This is a genomic window from Leptolyngbya sp. FACHB-671, assembly GCF_014695745.1.
Taxonomy (GTDB): Bacteria; Cyanobacteriota; Cyanobacteriia; order Elainellales; family Elainellaceae; genus JAAUTN01.
On record NZ_JACJOV010000056.1, the window covers coordinates 1 to 19355 of the forward strand.

17 protein-coding genes and 1 pseudogene are annotated in these 19355 nt (G+C 49.1%); 11 read left to right on the top strand and 7 right to left on the bottom strand.

The genetic code is table 11. The annotated features are described in order from the left end of the window. The 7 genes and pseudogenes from H6F93_RS05310 to H6F93_RS05340 all read left to right on the top strand — a co-directional run. Positions 1-315, top strand: a pseudogene (locus H6F93_RS05310) (photosystem II D2 protein (photosystem q(a) protein)); the annotation flags it as partial. 537 nt (positions 316-852) lie between these two features. Continuing rightward, entirely contained in the window at positions 853-1134 is a 282-nt protein-coding gene (locus H6F93_RS05315; protein WP_190646751.1) for a 4a-hydroxytetrahydrobiopterin dehydratase, read from the top strand. 66 nt (positions 1135-1200) lie between these two features. Next, positions 1201-1461, top strand: coding sequence for a hypothetical protein (locus H6F93_RS05320; RefSeq protein WP_190646750.1), 261 nt, complete (start codon positions 1201-1203; stop codon positions 1459-1461). A 64-nt stretch (positions 1462-1525) separates the two neighbouring features. Further along, entirely contained in the window at positions 1526-3205 is a 1680-nt protein-coding gene (locus H6F93_RS05325; RefSeq protein ID WP_199313498.1) for an iron uptake porin, read from the top strand. A gap of 183 nt (positions 3206-3388) precedes the next feature. After that, positions 3389-3826 (top strand): Rrf2 family transcriptional regulator, encoded by a 438-nt coding sequence (locus H6F93_RS05330; protein ID WP_190646749.1) that lies wholly within the window; start codon positions 3389-3391, stop codon positions 3824-3826. Positions 3827-3894: 68 nt separating this feature from the next. After that, positions 3895-4857 carry a cysteine synthase A gene (cysK, locus tag H6F93_RS05335; RefSeq protein ID WP_190646748.1) on the top strand — a complete coding sequence of 321 codons (963 nt, stop codon included), beginning with the start codon at positions 3895-3897 and terminating at the stop codon, positions 4855-4857. A 127-nt stretch (positions 4858-4984) separates the two neighbouring features. Beyond that, entirely contained in the window at positions 4985-5716 is a 732-nt protein-coding gene (locus tag H6F93_RS05340; protein ID WP_190679607.1) for a J domain-containing protein, read from the top strand. A gap of 12 nt (positions 5717-5728) precedes the next feature. Here the strand turns inward: H6F93_RS05340 and mnmE are convergent, their stop codons facing one another. The 3 genes from mnmE to H6F93_RS05355 are packed head-to-tail and all read right to left on the bottom strand — an operon-like array spanning position 5729 to position 8591. Then, complete coding sequence (gene mnmE, locus H6F93_RS05345; protein WP_190679608.1) at positions 5729-7111, bottom strand: tRNA uridine-5-carboxymethylaminomethyl(34) synthesis GTPase MnmE; 1383 nt, start codon at positions 7109-7111, stop codon at positions 5729-5731. Between the two features lie 36 nt (positions 7112-7147). Then, positions 7148-7810: a phosphoribosylglycinamide formyltransferase gene (gene purN / locus H6F93_RS05350; protein ID WP_190646746.1), complete on the bottom strand. Its 663-nt coding sequence runs from the start codon at positions 7808-7810 to the stop codon at positions 7148-7150. A gap of 46 nt (positions 7811-7856) precedes the next feature. Next, positions 7857-8591, bottom strand: a complete 735-nt coding sequence (locus tag H6F93_RS05355; RefSeq protein ID WP_242043317.1) for a hypothetical protein — start codon at positions 8589-8591, stop codon at positions 7857-7859. A 327-nt stretch (positions 8592-8918) separates the two neighbouring features. On the opposite strand from H6F93_RS05355, the gene rnhA reads away from it, so the two are divergent. Next, the gene (rnhA, locus tag H6F93_RS05360; RefSeq protein ID WP_190679609.1) at positions 8919-9926 is read left to right on the top strand and encodes a ribonuclease HI; all 1008 of its coding nucleotides are present in this window, start codon (positions 8919-8921) and stop codon (positions 9924-9926) included. Between the two features lie 372 nt (positions 9927-10298). Continuing rightward, on the top strand, positions 10299-11696 hold the full coding sequence (gene dnaA / locus H6F93_RS05365) for a chromosomal replication initiator protein DnaA (protein WP_190679610.1): 1398 nt from the start codon (positions 10299-10301) through the stop codon (positions 11694-11696). A 61-nt stretch (positions 11697-11757) separates the two neighbouring features. Here dnaA and H6F93_RS05370 read toward each other — a convergent pair whose 3' ends face one another. From H6F93_RS05370 to H6F93_RS05380, 3 genes are all read right to left on the bottom strand, one after another. Continuing rightward, on the bottom strand, positions 11758-12315 hold the full coding sequence (locus H6F93_RS05370) for a hypothetical protein (RefSeq protein ID WP_190646743.1): 558 nt from the start codon (positions 12313-12315) through the stop codon (positions 11758-11760). A gap of 89 nt (positions 12316-12404) precedes the next feature. Then, a complete protein-coding gene (locus tag H6F93_RS05375) occupies positions 12405-13325 on the bottom strand; it encodes a hypothetical protein (protein ID WP_190679611.1) in 921 nt (306 codons plus the stop codon). A gap of 134 nt (positions 13326-13459) precedes the next feature. Continuing rightward, positions 13460-14842 (bottom strand): hypothetical protein, encoded by a 1383-nt coding sequence (locus tag H6F93_RS05380; protein ID WP_190646741.1) that lies wholly within the window; start codon positions 14840-14842, stop codon positions 13460-13462. A 231-nt stretch (positions 14843-15073) separates the two neighbouring features. Between H6F93_RS05380 and H6F93_RS05385 the strand changes: the two genes are divergently transcribed. Both H6F93_RS05385 and H6F93_RS05390 read left to right on the top strand, forming a co-directional pair. After that, positions 15074-15691, top strand: a complete 618-nt coding sequence (locus H6F93_RS05385) for a hypothetical protein (RefSeq protein ID WP_190679612.1) — start codon at positions 15074-15076, stop codon at positions 15689-15691. A 171-nt stretch (positions 15692-15862) separates the two neighbouring features. Continuing rightward, positions 15863-18421, top strand: a complete 2559-nt coding sequence (locus tag H6F93_RS05390) for a zinc metalloprotease HtpX (RefSeq protein ID WP_190679613.1) — start codon at positions 15863-15865, stop codon at positions 18419-18421. Here the strand turns inward: H6F93_RS05390 and H6F93_RS05395 are convergent, their stop codons facing one another. Further along, a complete protein-coding gene (locus H6F93_RS05395) occupies positions 18422-19342 on the bottom strand; it encodes a DMT family transporter (protein WP_206755706.1) in 921 nt (306 codons plus the stop codon). It abuts the gene before it with no gap. Between the last annotated feature and the right edge of the window lie 13 nt (positions 19343-19355).

Consider the following 19355-nt stretch of genomic DNA (forward strand, 5'->3'; position numbering starts at 1 on the left):
GCGAACCGCTTCTGGTCGCAGATTTTCGGGATTGCCTTCTCGAACAAGCGCTGGTTGCACTTCTTCATGCTGTTTGTGCCGGTCACAGGCTTGTGGATGAGTGCCGTTGGCGTAGTTGGCTTAGGCTTGAACCTGCGGGCGTATGACTTCGTGTCGCAGGAGATTCGGGCGGCAGAAGACCCTGAGTTTGAGACGTTCTACACCAAGAACATTCTGCTCAACGAGGGCATCCGCGCTTGGATGGCTCCTCAAGACCAGCCTCATGAACACTTCACTTTCCCTGAAGAAGTTCTGCCTCGCGGTAACGCGCTGTAGGTTTGTTTACTTGACCAAAACTTAGACAGTCTCTTCTTTTAAGAGTTCGGTCTTTCATCAACTAAAAAGCTCCTGTCTCCGGGCAGGAGCTTTTTTTTAGGAATTTCAGTTTTCAATCACCACACATTCGGGTGGATGTGTTACATTAGCGTTCAGGTGGATAACACCCAGAGCGAAATGCTCTGCCTCTTGAAAATAAACCGTTTAGGGACAAGGAGGTGATGCCCATGCAAGATAGTAGTAAAACCATGGGTCATCAGGTTGGACATAGCTGGCTGTGCGCCGGGGCTGCTCTCTAGTAGTTAATCTTAGTTTCCCTTGGAGCTAAGTCCTCTAGGAGATGCTGGGTTGGCATAGAGTTCCTCCCGGCAGTCTAGTTTCAATCTGAAGACCCGCTACACCGCTCTCACCATAATGGCTTAGTAACTTTTAGTTATTTGCCTCCCGGTGAGAGCGGATAGTTTTTTAAAGGGCAAAATTTTATTGAATCTGATTTATTCAAAAACTCAGCAGAAATTAGAAATGGAGCTAGGAACTATGGCTCAATTGCTTAACGAAACTGAAATTCAGGAGCGCTTAGCTCAATTGTCGGGCTGGACACTAGAGGGCAAAGAAATTCAGCGAGTTCGTAAATTCAATGATTTTGTAGAAGCGATTGCCTTTGTCAATCGGCTTGTTGACCCCGCCGAGACTGCAGGCCACCACCCCGATCTAGCCATTTCCTACAACAAAGTGACCGTTTCCCTAACCAACCATGATGCAGGAGGGTTAACAGAGAAGGATTTTGCAATGGCGAAGACGATTGATGGTATTGAGTAGAGCCGCTGTTGAATAGATTTAGCTCTTTGTAGAAACCCTGTTGCTGAAGCTTCAATGGGAGCGAGCATGACAACTGCTCCTGGTAAATTTGGCGAAAAGCTGCTTACACTGGGATACTTCTACTTAGAAGATTGTGGCACTCCTTGCAGCCCTCAAATTTACCAATCCGAGTGTTCTCGGTGTGAATCCAACCAGTTACTGACCAAAAGCTTATCCCTCACACCAAACCAAATTGTGCCCGCTGCATTGTCAAATCTTGCTCTAGAGCAAGAACTTCTAAAGTCTTTGCAATATGTGCTGGAAAATGTAGAATTTTGCAAAACATAATGCTATCTTTTTGAGTGGGCTGTAATAGATTACAAAGTCCCTCTTGAACATAGGTGTGAGGATCATGATTAGCAAAATTTTGTGGAAATCATTGCTGGTTACGCCAGCTCTGCTAGGTACTGCTTTAGCTGTCTCGACTCCAGCGATCTCAGCTGAGACTGCAGCTCCCGAATCTGAAGCTCTAAGCGCAGAGGTTCTTGCTATTGAGTCAGAAGCTTCTGTTGTTGAAGTAGCTGAGCTTGAGCCAGTTGTTGAACCAATTGCTGAAGTTGAAGCTCCGATTGAGCTATCTCAAGTTCCAGTTGAGCAACCTGCGCCTGCTGCTGCGCCTGCTAACACAACGACCTCTGTTGATTCCCTTGAGCAAATCATGGAATACAGCAACGAGGGCAACGTCAACAGCATCAACCAGGTTACGTCTATTTCTCAACTTTCAGACGTTCAACCCACCGACTGGGCATTCCAAGCTCTCCAGTCTCTAGTTGAGCGCTACGGTGTAATCGCGGGTTATCCCGATGGCACCTATCGCGGTAACCGTGCCATGACTCGTTACGAGTTTGCTGCCGGTCTAAACGCTGCTCTTGACCGCGTCAACGAATTAATTGCTGCTGGTTTGGCTGAAGCCGTAACTCGGGAAGACTTGGCTACTCTGCAACGCTTGCAGGAAGAGTTTGCAGCTGAGCTAGCGACCCTGCGTGGACGAGTTGATGCACTCGAAGCCCGTACCGCTGAGTTGGAAGCAAACCAATTCTCCACAACCACTAAGCTTCGTGGTGAGACCATCTTCGCTGTTGCTGGTGTGATTGACGAAGATGAAGCGTTTGACGATCAAATTACCTTCGGCTACCGGGCTCGCCTCAACTTTGATACCAGCTTCACGGGTGAAGACCGTTTGAGAACTCGCTTCCAAGTTCGCAACATTCAGAACTTTGATTCTGATCCGGTTGGCTTCTCGTTCAGTGGTGACTCCGAAGGCGATTTCGAGCTGGATGACCTGGCTTACACCTTCCCCTTGGGTGAGCGCGTTGAGATTGCGATCGCAGCTAATGGCTACGATGTAGATGACTTCGTTGCTAGCACCATCAGCCCACTGGACAGCAGTGGTCAGGGTTCTATCTCTGACTTTGGCTTCCCTCGTCAGTATGCTTTCAACGCAGGTGGCGGTGCAGGCGCAGGTGCCATCATCCAGTTGACCGACAACTTGTCCCTGGATGGAGGCTACGTAGCTGATGATGCCGCTAACCCTGATGCTGGTGCTGGACTGTTCAACGGTCCTTACAGCGCAATCGGTCAGTTGACATGGTTATCTGATGCTTTTGATGCAGCTGTCACCTACGTTCACTCTTACAGTCCTGACTTCGGTGCTGATAACGCAGCTGCTAACACCTACGGTGGTCAGGTTAACTTCAGGCTCATCCCTGGTGTCGAAATTGGTGGTGGTATTGCTTACACCGACATTGCTGGTGTTCCCGGCGATGCTGAGTCTTGGAGCTACCAAGGAACTCTTGCTTTCCCTGACCTGGGTGGAGAAGGCAACTTGCTTGGAATTTTAGCTGGCGTACCCACTTACACTGCTGTTCCTGGCACCGATATCGAAACCAGTTTCTTGGCTGAAGCTTTCTATCGTTATCGCTTGACCGACAACATCTCTATCACTCCTGGTGTGATCTGGATTGAAGATCCTTTCGGTGATGATAGCGATAGCACCATCATCGGTGCTCTCAGAACTACCTTCACCTTCTAATTTTGGGATGGTCTAGTTCTATAAGGGGGTGGGAAGCATGGCTTCTCACCCCCTTGTTTAATTTCTAAGGGCAATTGTTGTAAACCTGCAAAACCCCACTGGAGAACCGGGGTATACTGGAGATAGCTCTATGAGATAACCATCATGAGCTAACAGTAATGATCCCCTTCCTAAAGATTGCCTGTGGAACTTTCGTGTAAAAGTGAATACGCTATCCTTGCACTACTGGAACTCGCAGCGCACTATGATAGCGGAGAGCCGCTGCAAATTCGGCAGATCGCGGCTGAGCAAAACATTCCTGACCGTTATTTAGAACAACTCCTTGCAACAATGAGACGTTCTGGTCTAGTGCGTAGTCAGCGTGGTGCCAGAGGTGGCTATATCCTTGCTAGAGAGCCTTGGAAAATTAGCTTGCTGGACATAGTTGAGTCAATTGAAGGTTTAGATTCTCAGCCTCCTGAACCCAAAGAGGGCACAAAATCAGTAGAGGGTATGGTGATTTGGGAGGTTTGGAAAGAGGCTTGTCTGGCCGCTGAGACAGTGCTCCAAAAGCACACCCTTCAAGACTTAGCTGAAAAGCGGGATTCCAGACAACAGCTCGACTTGATGTATTACATCTAAGTCGGGGACATCCTAAAAGCCATTAAGCATTTGAAGCCAGTATTCAAAATTTATCAATATCTAAAGCCATGCGTATTGCTCACGATGTTACTCGTTTGGTTGGTCGAACGCCGCTTGTACAGCTAAATCGAATTCCGCAAGCAGAGGGCTGTAAAGCACAGATTGTTGTCAAGTTAGAGGGAATGAACCCTTCTTCCTCAGTCAAAGACCGAATTGGGGTCAACATGATTGAGGTAGCTGAGCGAGAAGGGTTGATTACCCCTGGGAAGACAGTTTTGGTAGAGCCAACTTCTGGTAATACCGGAATTGCTCTAGCAATGGCAGCAGCGGCAAAGGGTTATCGGTTAATTTTAACGATGCCTGAAACGATGAGTTCGGAGCGGCGAGCGATGCTGCGAGCTTATGGGGCAGAGCTAGAGCTAACTCCTGGTATTGAGGGAATGGGTGGGTGTATTCAGCGGGCTCAGCAAATTGTGGATAGGCTACCTGATGCCTATATGCTGCAACAGTTTCGTAATCCTGCTAATCCCCAAATTCACCGTGAAACGACTGCTATGGAGATTTGGGAAGATACAGACGGACTGGTTGATTTTTTAATTGCAGGGATTGGTACAGGCGGTACCCTCACGGGTGTGGCAGAAGCGCTGAAACCCCGCAGACCTGGTTTTAAGGCGATCGCCGTAGAGCCTGCTAGCAGCCCAGTTCTCTCGGGTGGCAAACCTGGACCTCACAAGATCCAAGGCATTGGTGCAGGGTTTGTGCCTGAAGTTTTGAGAGTCGATTTAATCGATGAAGTAATTACGATACCGGATGAGGAGGCGATTGCCTATGGTCGTCGGCTTGCCCGTGAAGAGGGCTTACTTTCAGGAATTTCTAGCGGTGCGGCTCTGGCTGCTGCGATTCAGATAGCTCGTCGTCCTGAGAATGAGGGACGGCTGATCGTGATGGTGCAGCCCAGCTTTGGCGAACGATATCTCAGCACACCGCTCTTTCAAGACCCAGAACTTACTGCTGCTATGGTCATGAACTAACGAAGACAAGCTAAATAGAACTTGGCTGTGAGGGAGTGAAAGTAAAGCAAAACTCTACTTTCACTCCCTTAAAAATTGAGCTAATGACCGTCAGTTTTGCTGACGGTCAAATGTTTACAATGGGCTTATGGCGCATTCTAATCACTACGAAATCCTGGATATTGATCCAGCGGCGAGTCAAGCAGAAATTAAGCAAGCCTATCGTCGCCTGGCTAAGCAGTTTCACCCCGACAGTAACCGTGAGATTGTAAACAATGATCGAATTACACGGATTAATGCTGCATACGAAATTTTGGGCGATCCGCAGCGGCGGCAGTCCTATGACCGAGAGCTAAGCTTTGCGAGGCAGATGAGAAGTGCCGGTGCCTATGGCGGGACAAGCTCCCCATCCTGGCACAATCGTCAACAGCGAACGGCTGCCGCGCAAAATCAGTATCGACAGCGGCAAACCGGACGAGACACAGACGAACAGCTTCAGCAGTGGCTCAACCAGGTTTATCAGCCCGTTAATCGAATGATCAGTCACATTCTGAACCCCTTGAAAGAGCAGATTGATGAGCTCTCGGCTGATCCCTTTGATGATGAACTGCTTGAAAACTTTCAGACCTATCTAGATGACTGTCGAGATTATCTGCAAAAAGCTCAGCGTTCTTTTCGCTCAATGCCAAACCCGTCGAATGTAGCAGGCGTGGCAGCTCATCTTTACTATTGTCTAAATCAGGTCGGAGATGGCATTGATGAACTAGAGCGTTTTACCTCTAGCTATGACGAACATTATCTGCATACAGGGCAAGAGCTGTTTCGGATTGCCAAAGGGTTGCGACGAGAGGCGCAAGCGGCATTGAGAGAGGTGACGTAAGGTTAGTAGAAACTATTTGCCGATGCAGAATCGGCTAAAGATGCGATCGAGAACAGATTCGGTGACTTCTTCACCTGTGATTTCACCCAGGGCTTGAATTGCGCTGCGAAGATCAATCGTCCAAAAGTCTAGGGGAAGTTGTTCGGCGATCGTTGTTTGTACTTGCTGAAGTGCGGCTTTTGCTCGGGTGAGGGCAGCAGCTTGACGCTGGTTGATCGCTAGATCTAAGTTGCTTGCAGTTAGGTTTTTGGTTTTTACTGTTTCTAGAATTGCCTGTTCTAAAGCGTCAATGCCCTCACTGTGAGCCGCTGCGGTTTTGACGACGGAAGCTACCTGGGGTAGTGGCGGCAAAGATACAGACGCTGCCAAATCAATCTTGTTGACTACGAGAATTAAGGGGCGATGCTGCACTTGCTCAAAGATCTCTTGGTCGGCTGCTGTCCACCCAGTTTGAGCGTCAATGGTCAACAGTACTAAATCAGCTGCTTGAGCCGCTTGGCGCGATCGCTCCACGCCAATCTTCTCTACCTGATCAGTCGCTTCTCGAATGCCTGCGGTGTCCAGTACCTGAACCGGAATTCCGCCCACTATAAGCTGAGATTCGACTACGTCGCGAGTGGTGCCAGGAAGGTCAGTGACGATCGCGCGATCGCTCCGGCTCCAGGCATTTAGCAAACTGGATTTGCCAACATTGGGACGACCCACGATCGCCACCTTTAACCCTGTTCGGAGTAATTCTCCCTGATCGGACGTTGCGAGAATTTGCTCCACCTCAGCTAAAACTTGAGTCAGTTGTGCCTTCACTTGAGATTCGTCTAGAGGCGGCAAGTCTTCCTCAAAGTCAATCCGCGCCTCAACCTCAGCCAGAATCTCCAGACAAGTTGCTCGAAGTTGGCGAATCGGTTGCGCCAGCTTACCCTGAAGTCCAGCAAGGGCAGTTTGGGCTGCTTGGGGCGATCGCGCTCCCACTAAATCGGCAATGCTTTCAGCCTGAGTCAGGTCGAGCCGCCCATTCAAAAATGCCCGCAGGGTAAATTCTCCCGGTTCTGCCAGTCGCGCGCCCTGTTCCAAACACAGTTGCAGCACTCGCTGCACTGCCATAATGCCGCCATGACAGTGAAACTCTACTACGTTTTCACGAGTGTAAGAGCGAGGAGCCAGCATCAGCAGCAACAGCGCCTCATCAATCAGTTCCTCGGTTTGAGGATCTCGGATATAGCCGTAAAGAATGCGATGGCTTTCCCAGGGTTGACGACCAGGAGTCTGGAATAGCAAACGGGCAATCGCCACTGCCTCTGCCCCAGAGAGACGCACAATGCCGACGCTACCCTGCTGGGGCACAATTGCGGTGGCGATCGCCGCGATCGTATTGCCTGGAACCCCGGTTGCAGTCATATTCAAAGCAGTCTCTCCACTAGAAATAAAAGTGCTTCACCGACGGAAATGCTCCATCTCATATTCAGCGGCAGCATGAGCGATTGCCCTTGGATAAATTCGGTGTTCCTGTACCTGAATACGCTGATGCAGCGTTTCAACGGTGTCGTGGGGAAAGACGGGTACGGCTGCCTGCATCACGATCGGGCCACTATCAACCTCTAACCACACGTGATGAACTGTGCAGCCTGCAATTTTAACGTCAGCCGCGATCGCCTGCTCGACTGCTCGCATTCCTGGAAAGCTGGGCAAGAGGCTAGGGTGAATATTGAGAATTCGTCCGGGAAAGGCGTTGATCAGCACGTCCGTTACTCGCCGCATCCATCCGGCCATAATTACCCAATTAACTTCATATTGCTGAAGAGTCTCGACAATTTTTGCGTCTAATATTTCTCGATCTGGAAAATCGCGATGATTCAGTAAAACAGACGGAGTTTGCCAGTACTTGGCTCTTTCGGCTGCTCTAGCATCAGGATTGTTGTAGATCAAGACTTGAATTTCAGCATTGAGCTTTTGCTTAGAAATAGCCTGGGCGATCGCCTCAAAGTTGCTACCGCTGCCAGAAGCCAACACACCCAATTTCAAGGGTGCAATGTACGAACTTGGAAATTGTAAAACGTCAGGAGAAACAAGACTAACTTCGGCTTCATGCGGTGTCATAACGCAGGACTATTGATATTCAGATGATATTCAGAAGTGTTTGGAATCATTGCTGACGAATGGCGATCGTGTATGAGGGGCGCTGTTTTGCTTCGCGCTGAGATTTGACCAGACGAAAATCGGCATCTATATATAAATGTTCAAGCTGAGGAGAAGCGGTTGAAATTCGCTCAAACTTTTTAGCTGTACTTTTGTCTACTTTGCCAAACTGAGAGTTAGATTGTGCATGAGCTGAGGAGGGCGATCGCCTCGTTTCAACTTTTGACATAAACCAACTGTCTGCTCGTCCAATATTGAGAGGAATTGCTCTGGATCGAAAAGCTTGCTCAATCCCAACGTTTTGAATGATCCACTGTCCTTCCTGCACCTCAAACTTTTGAATAATCATAAAGTCATAAGCCAGCAAAATGTTAGACAACTTGCTGAGAATGGGAAACTTGTGCCCCGGTGCATAGCGGGCAATGTTGGCGTAATAGCCATCGTCATGAAAGATCTGATAGGACTGGGCAAAAATTCGCCCTGGAAAAATGTCTTGGTAAGGAATGGTAGACCAAACCGTTAGCCAAACTCCAGGCACCAAGGGCAACTGATCTTCAGCGTTGGGAAAGGGATTGCGTTGGCTCAATTCTGCAAACAGCGGCTCTAATTCTTGCTTATAAAAAAGCACCTTTTGATTTAACGGTTCTGAATCTCGACCCTCAACCGTTTTCAATAGTCGCTCTTTCAAAGCCCCTGTAGATAGCTGGCTTAAATCAACCTTTTCCGTCATTTCACGAGTCATCGCTCATCCTCTAGCCGCGCTCTCTTTAAAGGTAATTCATATCGCGATCCTAAATGATTGGGGGATACTATCCAGCTTTTCCTTAGAGAACCGCTTCAAGGAAGCCCTAGCTTTCTTCTAACTGCAGGAGGACTGGGGTTTTTTACATAGCCGTCCAAGGATTTAGCATTTGGGCAAAGTTCTGTGGAACTGTCTTGGAATCTGCTGCCAAACGCTAAACCTCTACTTCATCCCTTATTCCTGATCCCTTATTCCTGATTTCTCATTCCTCATTCTTTTCCCTCCGTCTGTGATAACCTGAATCACGCTCGACTCATTCCACTGCCCATGTCTTCTCGTACGATTCAGAGTATTTATACAGACGGAGCCTGTTCTGGCAATCCTGGCCCTGGTGGTTGGGCAACGGTAATTTACTTTACTGATGGTTCCATTCACGAATTGGGTGGAGCAGACGCAGCCACAACGAATAATCGCATGGAGATGCAGGGGGCGATCGCCGCTCTAGAGTTTCTGCTCACCCTCGACCAGACTGAACCGATTCACCTTTACACCGATAGCGAATATGTCAAAAACGGCATCACCAAGTGGATCCAGGGCTGGAAAAAGAAAGGCTGGAAAACCTCAACCGGCAAACCTGTTCTCAATCAAGATTTGTGGGAACTGCTCGATGAACTAAATCTGCGGGTGAGAAAGCACCTGAATGCTCCGGTGGAATGGCGATATGTGCGAGGACACACAGGCAACGAAGGAAATGAACGCTGCGATCAGATTGCTCGTGCTTTTTCTCTGGGTAAAAAGCCTATGCTGCGGCAGTTATCTTCTGAACAACCGATCAGCACAGCACGAACTACCGGAGATATTAAGCGAATTATGAAGGGAGAAGGGCGATCGCCCCAAACGCTAACGTTAGAGCAAGAATTCTCACAGTCTGATGCTCACTCGGTAAAAAATTCATCAACTGATGCAATATTTGATGCAACCGCCACTAATGGGAACATTTCAGAGACGATACAATCCAGTTGCATCTCTGCTGACGCTGTTCCCTTTGACCCAGCTATGGTAGATTCTATTCCTCCAGCTACGTCTGATGTTCCCGACCTTCCCCGTGAAGTCAGGGTTGCCCAACTACGAAACTTGGTAGAGACTCTGCGAATGGCGGATGAAGTTGCCAGTCAAGGCTATTTGATCACCAGTTCAGAACTGGCTGACCTGATGGACGTTAACGCCAGCGCCGTCACCAGTCGGGGAGACAATTGGGTTTGGCGAAATTGGGTCGTTTCTAGGGTGCGCCGTGAAGGAAACCAGATTCTTTGGCAGCTAGAGCGAGTGGATTGAGAAGGATGAGGGATGAAGCTAATTCATCCTGTCTTGATGGGCTGAAGATGTAAATTTCTTTAAGTAGATAGCATCTACCGTGGGATGAGCAATGCTAAAACTTGCTCAGTAACCATCGCGCTCTTCTGACTGTATGAGCATCGATCTGTATAAGCATCGATTATTCTGCTTTCCCTGCTCCCTCACTATATTTAGATCTCACTCATTTTTATCTGGCGTTCAAACAGCATATCTAGTAGGCTAGTTAATCCAGAGCCATCCCAATATTCTTCATAGTGAGCAACCTCTGTAACATCTGGTAAAACAACCAGGCGCAGCAGGGCATCGTGTCGATTAAATTAGTCGTCTGGCAGTTAGCGGTAGAGGTCTGTCGTGGAAATCGTCCCGGAAAATTTTTGGAGTCAAGTGCTAGAGCGGTTAGAACTACAGCTAAGTCGCCCTACCTTTGAAACCTGGATCAAGTCTGCCACCGTTGAACAACTCGACGAAAACTGCCTGGTCATTTGCACTCCTAATCCCTTTGCCCGCAACTGGATTCAGAAGTACTACATCAAGACGATGAATGAGGTTGTTCACGAGGTGTTGGGACATCCGGTCGAGATTCACATCAACGTCAGACCCGGAGGCGAGATGGAGGGGATGGAGGATGTAGATATGCTCTGGCCCCTACCTGTAGAGGTGCCTCCTGTTGAACAGTCTTCTTCCCAGGGAGCCAAGCAAACCGATTTGAATGTTAAATATGTTTTTTCCCGCTTTGTGGTTGGTTCCAATAACCGCATGGCTCATGCTGCCTCTCTAGCGGTCGCTGAATCCCCTGGCCGCGAGTTTAATCCGCTGTTTCTTTGCGGCGGGGTTGGGCTGGGTAAAACTCATCTGATGCAGGCGATCGGGCACTATCGCCTGGAGATTGACGACGAATCTCGAATCTTCTACGTCTCAACGGAGCAGTTTACCAATGACCTGATTGCTGCCATCCGTAAGGACAGTATGCAGAGCTTTCGAGAACACTATCGGGCAGTGGATGTGCTGCTAGTAGATGACATCCAGTTTATCGAGGGCAAGGAATACACCCAGGAAGAGTTTTTCCATACCTTCAACACGCTGCACGAGGCGGGTAAGCAAGTTGTGCTGGCATCCGATCGCCCCCCTAGTCAGATTCCTCGCCTCCAGGAACGGCTTTGTTCTCGCTTCTCAATGGGTTTAATCGCTGACATTCAACCGCCCGACCTGGAGACGCGAATGGCGATTCTGCAAAAGAAAGCGGAATACGAAAACATGCGCCTGCCTCGCGAGGTAATTGAATACATTGCCTCTAGCTACACCTCTAACATCCGAGAATTAGAAGGGGCGCTAATTCGGGCAGTGGCGTATATTTCCATTTCCGGTTTGCCGATGACGGTAGAAAATATCGCTCCGGTGCTAAATCCGCCTGTTGATCAAATCGAAGCTTCTCCCGAAGCAGTAATTACGGCAATCTCCGAGACCTTCAAAGTTTCCATCGAAGACCTCAAAAGCACCTCTCGCCGCCGCGAAATCAGCGTCGCCAGACAAATCGGCATGTACCTGATGCGCCAGCACACCGACTTGAGCTTGCCTAAAGTTGGAGAAGTCTTTGGCGGCAAAGACCACACAACCGTAATGTATAGCTGCGAAAAAATCGCCCAACTCAAGGACAGCGACCCCGAAATGGCAAGGACGCTGAGACAGCTAAGCGATCGCATCAATTTATCTAGCCAAACTCCAAACTTGCCTCGGAAGAAGGGGAAGTAGGGGATAGGCTTTGATTAAAGGTTGGTTTCTTTAAAGCAAGAATCAACCTTTAATCCCCTACCTACTGTGCCAACAACTGAAAAGACTCCAAAAAAGCCTCGGCTTCCTCGGAGTCTTCGATGTCGCTGCCGTCTGCTGCCTCAACCGCCATCACTTGATAGAGGCGCTGGTTCACGACAAAAACTCTGACTTTGCCAGTCAACCCGTCCGCATCCTCATATTCAATTTCTCTGCCGGTGTAACCGTTTAAAGAGATAGGGCGATCGCCCGTCAAATCAGCTTCCCCATCTTGCAGCAGTCCGCGCCTGATTCCATTCCAAAATCCGTCTGGATTTTCTTGCAATGCTGCATTTAACCTTTCCTGGTCTAGCTCTGCATAACCTACGGCGTAAATTCTGCCGTCGTGCTCAACTGAGAACATGTGCAGAAACTCTTGAACCAAGCGTTCTGTTGGTTGACCGGGCATCGAAACACTGAAACCTCCCGCAGAAGGCGAGAATACCTGCCAACTTGCTCGAGCAATATGAGCAGTTGGCTCAGCGTGGACAGGCTGCACTGTGGCATGACCCAACAAAAGCACCATCACCGTAAACGAAGGCACCCAAAGTTTTAAGTTCATCAACGTTTGCTTGAGGGAACTCGAAGATTTTATCCCAAACGTTTACAAAAATTTGGTATTTCTCGTATCGCTCCTGCTAAAAGGTTGAACTATGATCCCCGGTTTTCTGTAACAGGGCAAAGCCCTCGTCCTTCAATCTGCTGCAATTCGATACAGTCGCTATACTCTCCAGCCGGTGTGCTAACAGGCTCAAATACTAGTAGAGCTTCACTGCCCGATGCATCTCCATGCCGCACCAGCAGATAGCGATCCCAATACTGCAACCCTACTAAGCTGCCGAGAGGATAGGTAGAAAACTCGTTGGACAAGGGGCGATCGCCAGGCACCTGGACTCGATAAAGCGCATACCCACCCGGCTGTGGATCGATGACAAAAATTGCAGTTTGCTGGGTTTCGACGCATTCTGTCAGCAACACACCGACGGCAATATTGCCCGTTTCAGGGTCGATGGCTGGCTCTCCCACTACACGCTGACCATTAAACTCTCGCTGGTCTACAATTTCTGGTCCAGAACAATCCAGCGCATCTAAAACGTTGATATTCCAGTCCGTAATGTCAATCTCTTGCGTACTTCCGAACCACTGACCGCGCAATCGCCTGCCTTCATCTAAAACTTCGATTTGTGATGAAGGGTTTGGCTCTCCCGGATCTGGAGCATTGGGAGGCAGGCCTGTTTGAATGTCAAAACAGTTAAATCCCAGGCTTTGGCTATAGTCGGCGTTGAACGGTCCCAGGGCAACCGTAAATTGATATTGGCTAAAGCCACGGAATGGCCAACGTGAAGTGGCATCGCAAGTTACTTGATCACAGACACAAGCAAATACTGGAACGTCGGGATGCTTCTGTTTCCATTCTTGAATAATTAGCGCTAAATCAACGTTTTCACCCCTAGCGTAGCGGGCTGTTGGTGCAAGTTGTGCCTGAGCAGCAGCACTCACCGATCCCCACAAGCCAATACCCAAAAGTAAGGACAGCCAACGAGTAGAAACACGAGTTCGTCGCAGGTTCATGAGCATGACCTCGCTAAACTTTTTTCCTGATTCTCGCAGCGTACTGCTCTGAGTCCTTTGGCTGAACTGGAGGTATCAATTTTTAACTTTGGTGGAGCGTAGAGTGGGGGCGATCGCTGCTTAACTGTATTCTCTCAAGGCGATCGCGTCAATTGACCTAGCGCAATTTTACGGCTTTCAAATAGTTCTAAAACGCCGTTTGTTACTGTTCTAACCACATCCGGATCGCAGCTTGAGAGGAATTCTTCAGATGAAATATCGTCCCTAAAGAAAGCTTTAGCTTGCTCTACCATCTTTCGCAGTTCTGCAAAGCCAACAGACTTTACTACAAAAGTGGCGATCGGTGAGTTTTTTACATCATAGGAAGAGTTGAGGCTGCGCCCAACTTCTAATAGCTCCAATACTTCATTTTCCAAAACAGTTGCAGGTGGCACATGAGCTGAAATGGTGGGAATAAAGTGTTCTAGCTGAGCAGCGGAGTGAGCGGTAGAGGGCAATTCTCCCATCATTGTAGAGATTGGAATGTCTCGCCCAATTCTGAAAGAAAGCGCTTCAATAATGCCAATTGAAACAAGCTTAGCTCCTAAATAAAGGCGAGCGACTTCAAGATTTTTGCGAGTGCGATCGACCAATGCTTGATAGGTCTGATCGTCTGGCTCTCCCTTAAATTGTTGAAATACCAGTTCAGGCTTGAGGAAGCTCATAAAGCCTTCCATCTTCTGGATGGAGGTGCGATAGCCCTGCACTGTGTAGGAACTGGCACTTTTGAGGTGATGATTGGTTTCGGGCAGCAGGTTCCAGGTATTGTCTAAAAAATGAGCTGAACTGGTAAAAGCAAAGTTTTCAACATCTCGATTGGAAACGCGGACAGCTTGCTTAACAATGGACTGTGTTTTTTCATCCGTCCAACCAAACCCAAAATCTTGGCTAATGTCCATTAAGCGCTGATATAGAACATCACTAGCGCTCAAGCCTGAAGCAGACCTGGGACGAAAAGGAATGGTTGCTTCGATGCAGGTCAAGATTTGAGCAATGATGTCAAGCGGCAACAGGTTTTCTAAAGACTTAGCAGCGATAACAGCACTCAAAAATTCATTTTGTCCGCCCATTGGCAAAATCTGACCAGGCACAAAGCCGAAGACAGCGGCAACCAGGTCAAAAAGGCGATCGCTCACCAACTCATCTTGATCGCAGATGATCAGCTTACCCCAATCCTCTTTAACAAAAGGGGAGATGTAGCTGCTGATGTTGACACTGACCCCCTGATCAACTTGGACATAAACCAGGTCGTGAAATAAAGCTGCCAAAACTTCGATTGCTTCCCCAGTTGCGCCAACCGTTCCACCCACTTCAAAGATGTGTTCGGGGGTGTGAAAAAAGCGCCAGGGACCCGTCATTGTTTGAATGATCAAATCGGCTGTGCGATGCAGACGATGCATCTGCAAATCGCCATGCAACTGCTCAATTGCCCAGACCAAACTATCCAAGCATCGTTTCTTATCTTGATCGAGCTGCATACAGTTGCTCCGATTTCCCTGAGTGCCCTGTAATGAAAATACTAATTCTTTGCTGCAATCTCTGCACGACATCTGTAACGTAACGTTGTTTGTGTGATTTAAATCATCCCTAGAGCCGTTCTCAATCACCCGTTTTTGAGTTCAAGATCACGATTCAAGCTTGGTTTCAATCACCAGGTAGACCCTTGAAAAGCGAGATAGTCTTGACATTCAGATGCTTCCCCTACCACCATGTCAGACCTATCTCTCTCGAATGCTGCTTCCACAAAGTTTTGCCGCTCCTTTTGGCGCTATTTAGAGAAGCCACTGACTGGCTTATTGTTAACACTTGCCTTGAGCCTGATGGCAAAGGGATTCCCCATTGTAAAGGCGCATGGGGCTGAAGTGCCAGAAGTAGCCGATCGGTCTACATTAGATGTGACAAATATAGTCAGTCGGTCTACTGATTTAGCCCAATTTGAAGCTACAAATCAGCAAACTTTGCCCGATGGAACTTATGTATTTGGGCAGTCTCCAGAAACTGATCAGGTTGGTTCAACTTACTTAGTGTTTGAAGCAAACGACGAGCAAATTGTTGGAGCGTTTTATATGCCAACTTCTTCGTTTGACTGTTTTTATGGTGAGCCAGAGGTTGAGCATTTAGAACTGACGGTGGTGAATAGTGAAGATCAGTCTGAATATGCCCATACGGTAGAGTTGCAGCGAGACACCAGTGTTGCAACGGTTGGCAACTCGGCGATCGCCTCTCTCCACTTGACGGGCTACCACCAAATCGACACAGTCAGCCCCAACGATCATAGAATCTTGGCAGCTTGCAAGGTTGCCCAACAGCAATTAGGACGAAACTAGAGTGTGGAGGGGATGCCTGTGAAGGAACACTTTCCCGTTTAGTGAAAGCAGCCATCTACTTGAAATATTTAATTCTTGTTCTGTAAGATCCCTGGGCAGAAGAAAATGGGCAATATACAAGGTGGTGGGTGACACCCCTTAGCCGTTTCACATCTACCCTGGTGGAGCAACATGGAAGATTTTTCTGACTCCGCTCAGTTGGGCGCGACTCCTTCTAATTTTGATGACCCTGATCAGCCCTTGAATTCATCTTTGGATGAGGGGCTGAGGGCTTTGAAGCAAAAGAATTATGCAGCAGCGATCGCTTCCTTGAAGCCAGCGCTGCAAGCCACTCGCCCATTAACGGTGCTAAAGGCGCAAATGGCACTCGTGAAGGCTTATCAGGAAATTGGGCAAGTCGAACAAGCGATCGCGCTTTGCCAAACCCTTTCAACCAGTGCCAATCAGCGCACCCGTTCGTGGGCAGCCCAAACCCTATCAGATCTTGCCCAGCGTTATCCCCAGGCAGGCTCAGCCCTACGTGAAGCCGCTCACTCGCGCCGCGCATCCGTCACCCCACAAGAGCCAGCTTCACGGTCGGTAAACTCTAAACCAGACCAGACGGGGTTCGTTCCCCTGGAAAATTCGTCTGAAAGTTCTAATGCAAATTTGGCAGAAGCGGATGCGACAGGTTTCGTTCCGCTTAGTTCGTCTTCAGCAAATGTTCTGCGCTCACCAATTCCTCAAGCTGAAAACCGTACAGTGATCCAGCCTGCCGATGAGGAGGAGATGGATGGAATTGAGTCTAACGAAGCTAGTTTGGCGAATCCGTTTGTTTTTCCTGCGGATGTAGAAGACTCCGGTATGACCTCTGATCCTGGACTACCAACCCAAATTCAGTCGCATACTCAAATTCAGTTTGGCGATCGCCCGCTTCAACCTACTGATCCCCAAAGCGATTCAACTCCTGCTTACTTTCCAAGGTGGCGACAGGCAGGCAGAGCACAACGGTGGACACCACTGGGCACAGTTAAGCAATGGCAACTGTGGTTAGCCCAAATTGGTACGGCGATCGCCCTATTTTGGATCATTCGAGCCGTTCTAGAAGTGGCGCATCTAGCGTCCAATGCCGTTTTTTCTACGCTGCGTCTATATCAATTCGTTGTCTATGGCTTTGACCCCACCTGGTGGATTATTTACCCACTCATCGCTTTATTTTGTGGCTCTCCCTGGATACTAGACTTTTTGCTGCGACGATTTTATGGGCTAAAGTCGCTGAATCTTTCTCGGTTAGAGAACTACAGCCCGGAATCAGTCAGAGTGTTAAAGCGAATTTGTGGACAGCGACGCTGGACAGTGCCAGCGCTGGGCATCTTGCCAACCACCGCACCTCTGGCTCTAACCTATGGCTGTCTGCCGCGCAAAGCCCGCATTGTGGTCAGTCAAGGGTTATTAGAACAGCTTGCCGATGACGAAATTGCAGCAATTTGTGCGGGTGAACTAGCGCACATAGCGCACTGGGACTTCGCCATTTTGTCACTAGTGGCGCTGGTGACTCAGCTTCCTTATCTGCTCTATTGGCAGGCGGCTCAGTGGGGCGATCGCCAGCAGAACCCTTTCCTGCGCGGTAGTCTGGCGGTCGTTGCGGCTGTTGGCTACTGGCTGTATCGAGCTTTTCGCTGGGCAGGGCTGTGGCTATCGCGATTGCGGGTTTACTACAGCGATCGCACTGCGGTCGAGATCACCGGAAATCCCAATGGTTTAACCAGAGCGCTGCTCAAAATTGCCATTGGCACAACCCACGAAATCCGTCGCCAGAGGCAAACTAGCAACCTGATAGAAAGTTTTGAATTGCTCGCGCCTGTAGGCTATCAAACTGCTTTAAGTCTGGGCAGCATCTATGCTCACGTACCGCTAGAGCCGGTATTGGAATGGGATCGCAGCAATCCCTACCGTAATTGGTTAGTAATTAGTAATGTTCATCCGCCACTAGGCGATCGCCTTCAGCTTCTAACTTTTTATGCTCGTCATTGGCGACTGGAGACAGAGCTTGACCTGAATAGCAAGCCCACCTACGTTTCGTCTCGCTGGTCGCAACGATTTGGGCTTCAGGTGGCTCCTTTTTTGGGTGTACCCTTAGGAATCCTGGTTGCGCTGGCGCTGTGGCTGATTGGTGGTATCGCAGATACGATGCAGATTGTCAGTTTAGATTGGCTTTGGGGCGATCGCAGTATCCTTTTAGCGCTGATTCCGATTGGCTTTAGCGTCGGTACCTTCCTGCGAATCAACTCCTTCTTTCCCGATATCAAGCCCTCCAACCTGAAAATTGAACCATCACTGCCAGATTTGCTTAAAAATCCTGCGTCCCTGCCCATTGATAGTCTACCTGTGCAGCTTCAGGGCAAGTTGTTAGGTCGTCAGGGAATTGGCAACTGGTTGGGGCAAGACCTGATCTTGGACACCCAGACAGGGCTGATCAAAATTCATCACTGCTCTCAGTTGGGGCAACTGGGTAACCTGCTGCCGCAGTCTCCTCGACCCAACGAGCTAGTCAATCGCTCTGTCACAATTACAGGTTGGTTTCGTCGAGGTGCAACTCCCTGGATTGATTTGGAACTGCTCCAGACCCAACGAGATCTTGCTGCTGGCAGTATTCGTAAAGTTCAAAGTGCCCATCCAATCTGGTCCACCCTTCTAGGCTTTTTGGCTGCAGTGTGCGGAGCCTACCTCATTATTCGAGGTGGCTTCTAATTATTTGGTGTTTTTTGCAGTTGGGGTGGTTCCTAGCGCGGCGATCGCCACTCCAACTAAAATCACGACTGCCCCAAAAACCACCTGCATTCCTGGATTTTCCTGAAAGAACAGGAGTGCCAAAACCCCAGAACCGACGGGTTCTGCCAAAATTGTCAGCGTCACTAAAGTTGGGGAAATCCAGCGCACCGCCCAGTTAAAGCTGGTATGACCAATCAGCTGAGGAAACACCGCCATCAGCACAATCCAGAGGTAGACCTGACTGGGATATCCCACATAGCCAACCCCAAAGAACAATGGCAGAGGCAACAAGACCAGCGCAGCCGTTGTGTAAGTCAAGACGATATGGCTGCTAATTCCCAAGCCTCGCCGCTGAGCTTCTCGACCCAACAAGAAATACAGGCTGACTGCCACAGATCCTGCTACTGCCAGCAAATTGCCCAACAACGGATTGCTGACGGGGCTACCGCCAGAACTGCCCAGTCCGATTAATAGACTGCCGATTAGGGCGATCGCGATTCCCAGTCCAGTTTTTAACGATGGCTTTTCACCAAACCACAGCCAGGATAGAATCGCGACCCAGACAGGATTGGTCGTCACCAGTGCCGTAGAAGCCGCAACGGAGGTGTAAGACAAAGAAGTAACCCAGCTGGCAAAATGCACTGCCAAGCAACAACCTGCTGCCACCGAATAACTCAGCGCACTGCCTTGAAACTGGGTAGTCCAAAAACTTCTCCAGGCTGGAATTAAAAACAGCGACGCCAGGGTCAAGCGCGAAGCCGCAAGCACCAAGCTAAAGCCAACGCTGTTACCCTCAACTGCTTTCAGTGCCAATCGAATAAATATTGCAGCGGTCGAGGCGGAAAGCACACCCGCAATGAGAATCAGACCAACTTTCCAGTGAGAAGGTTGGTCTGACATAGAGCTTTTCATA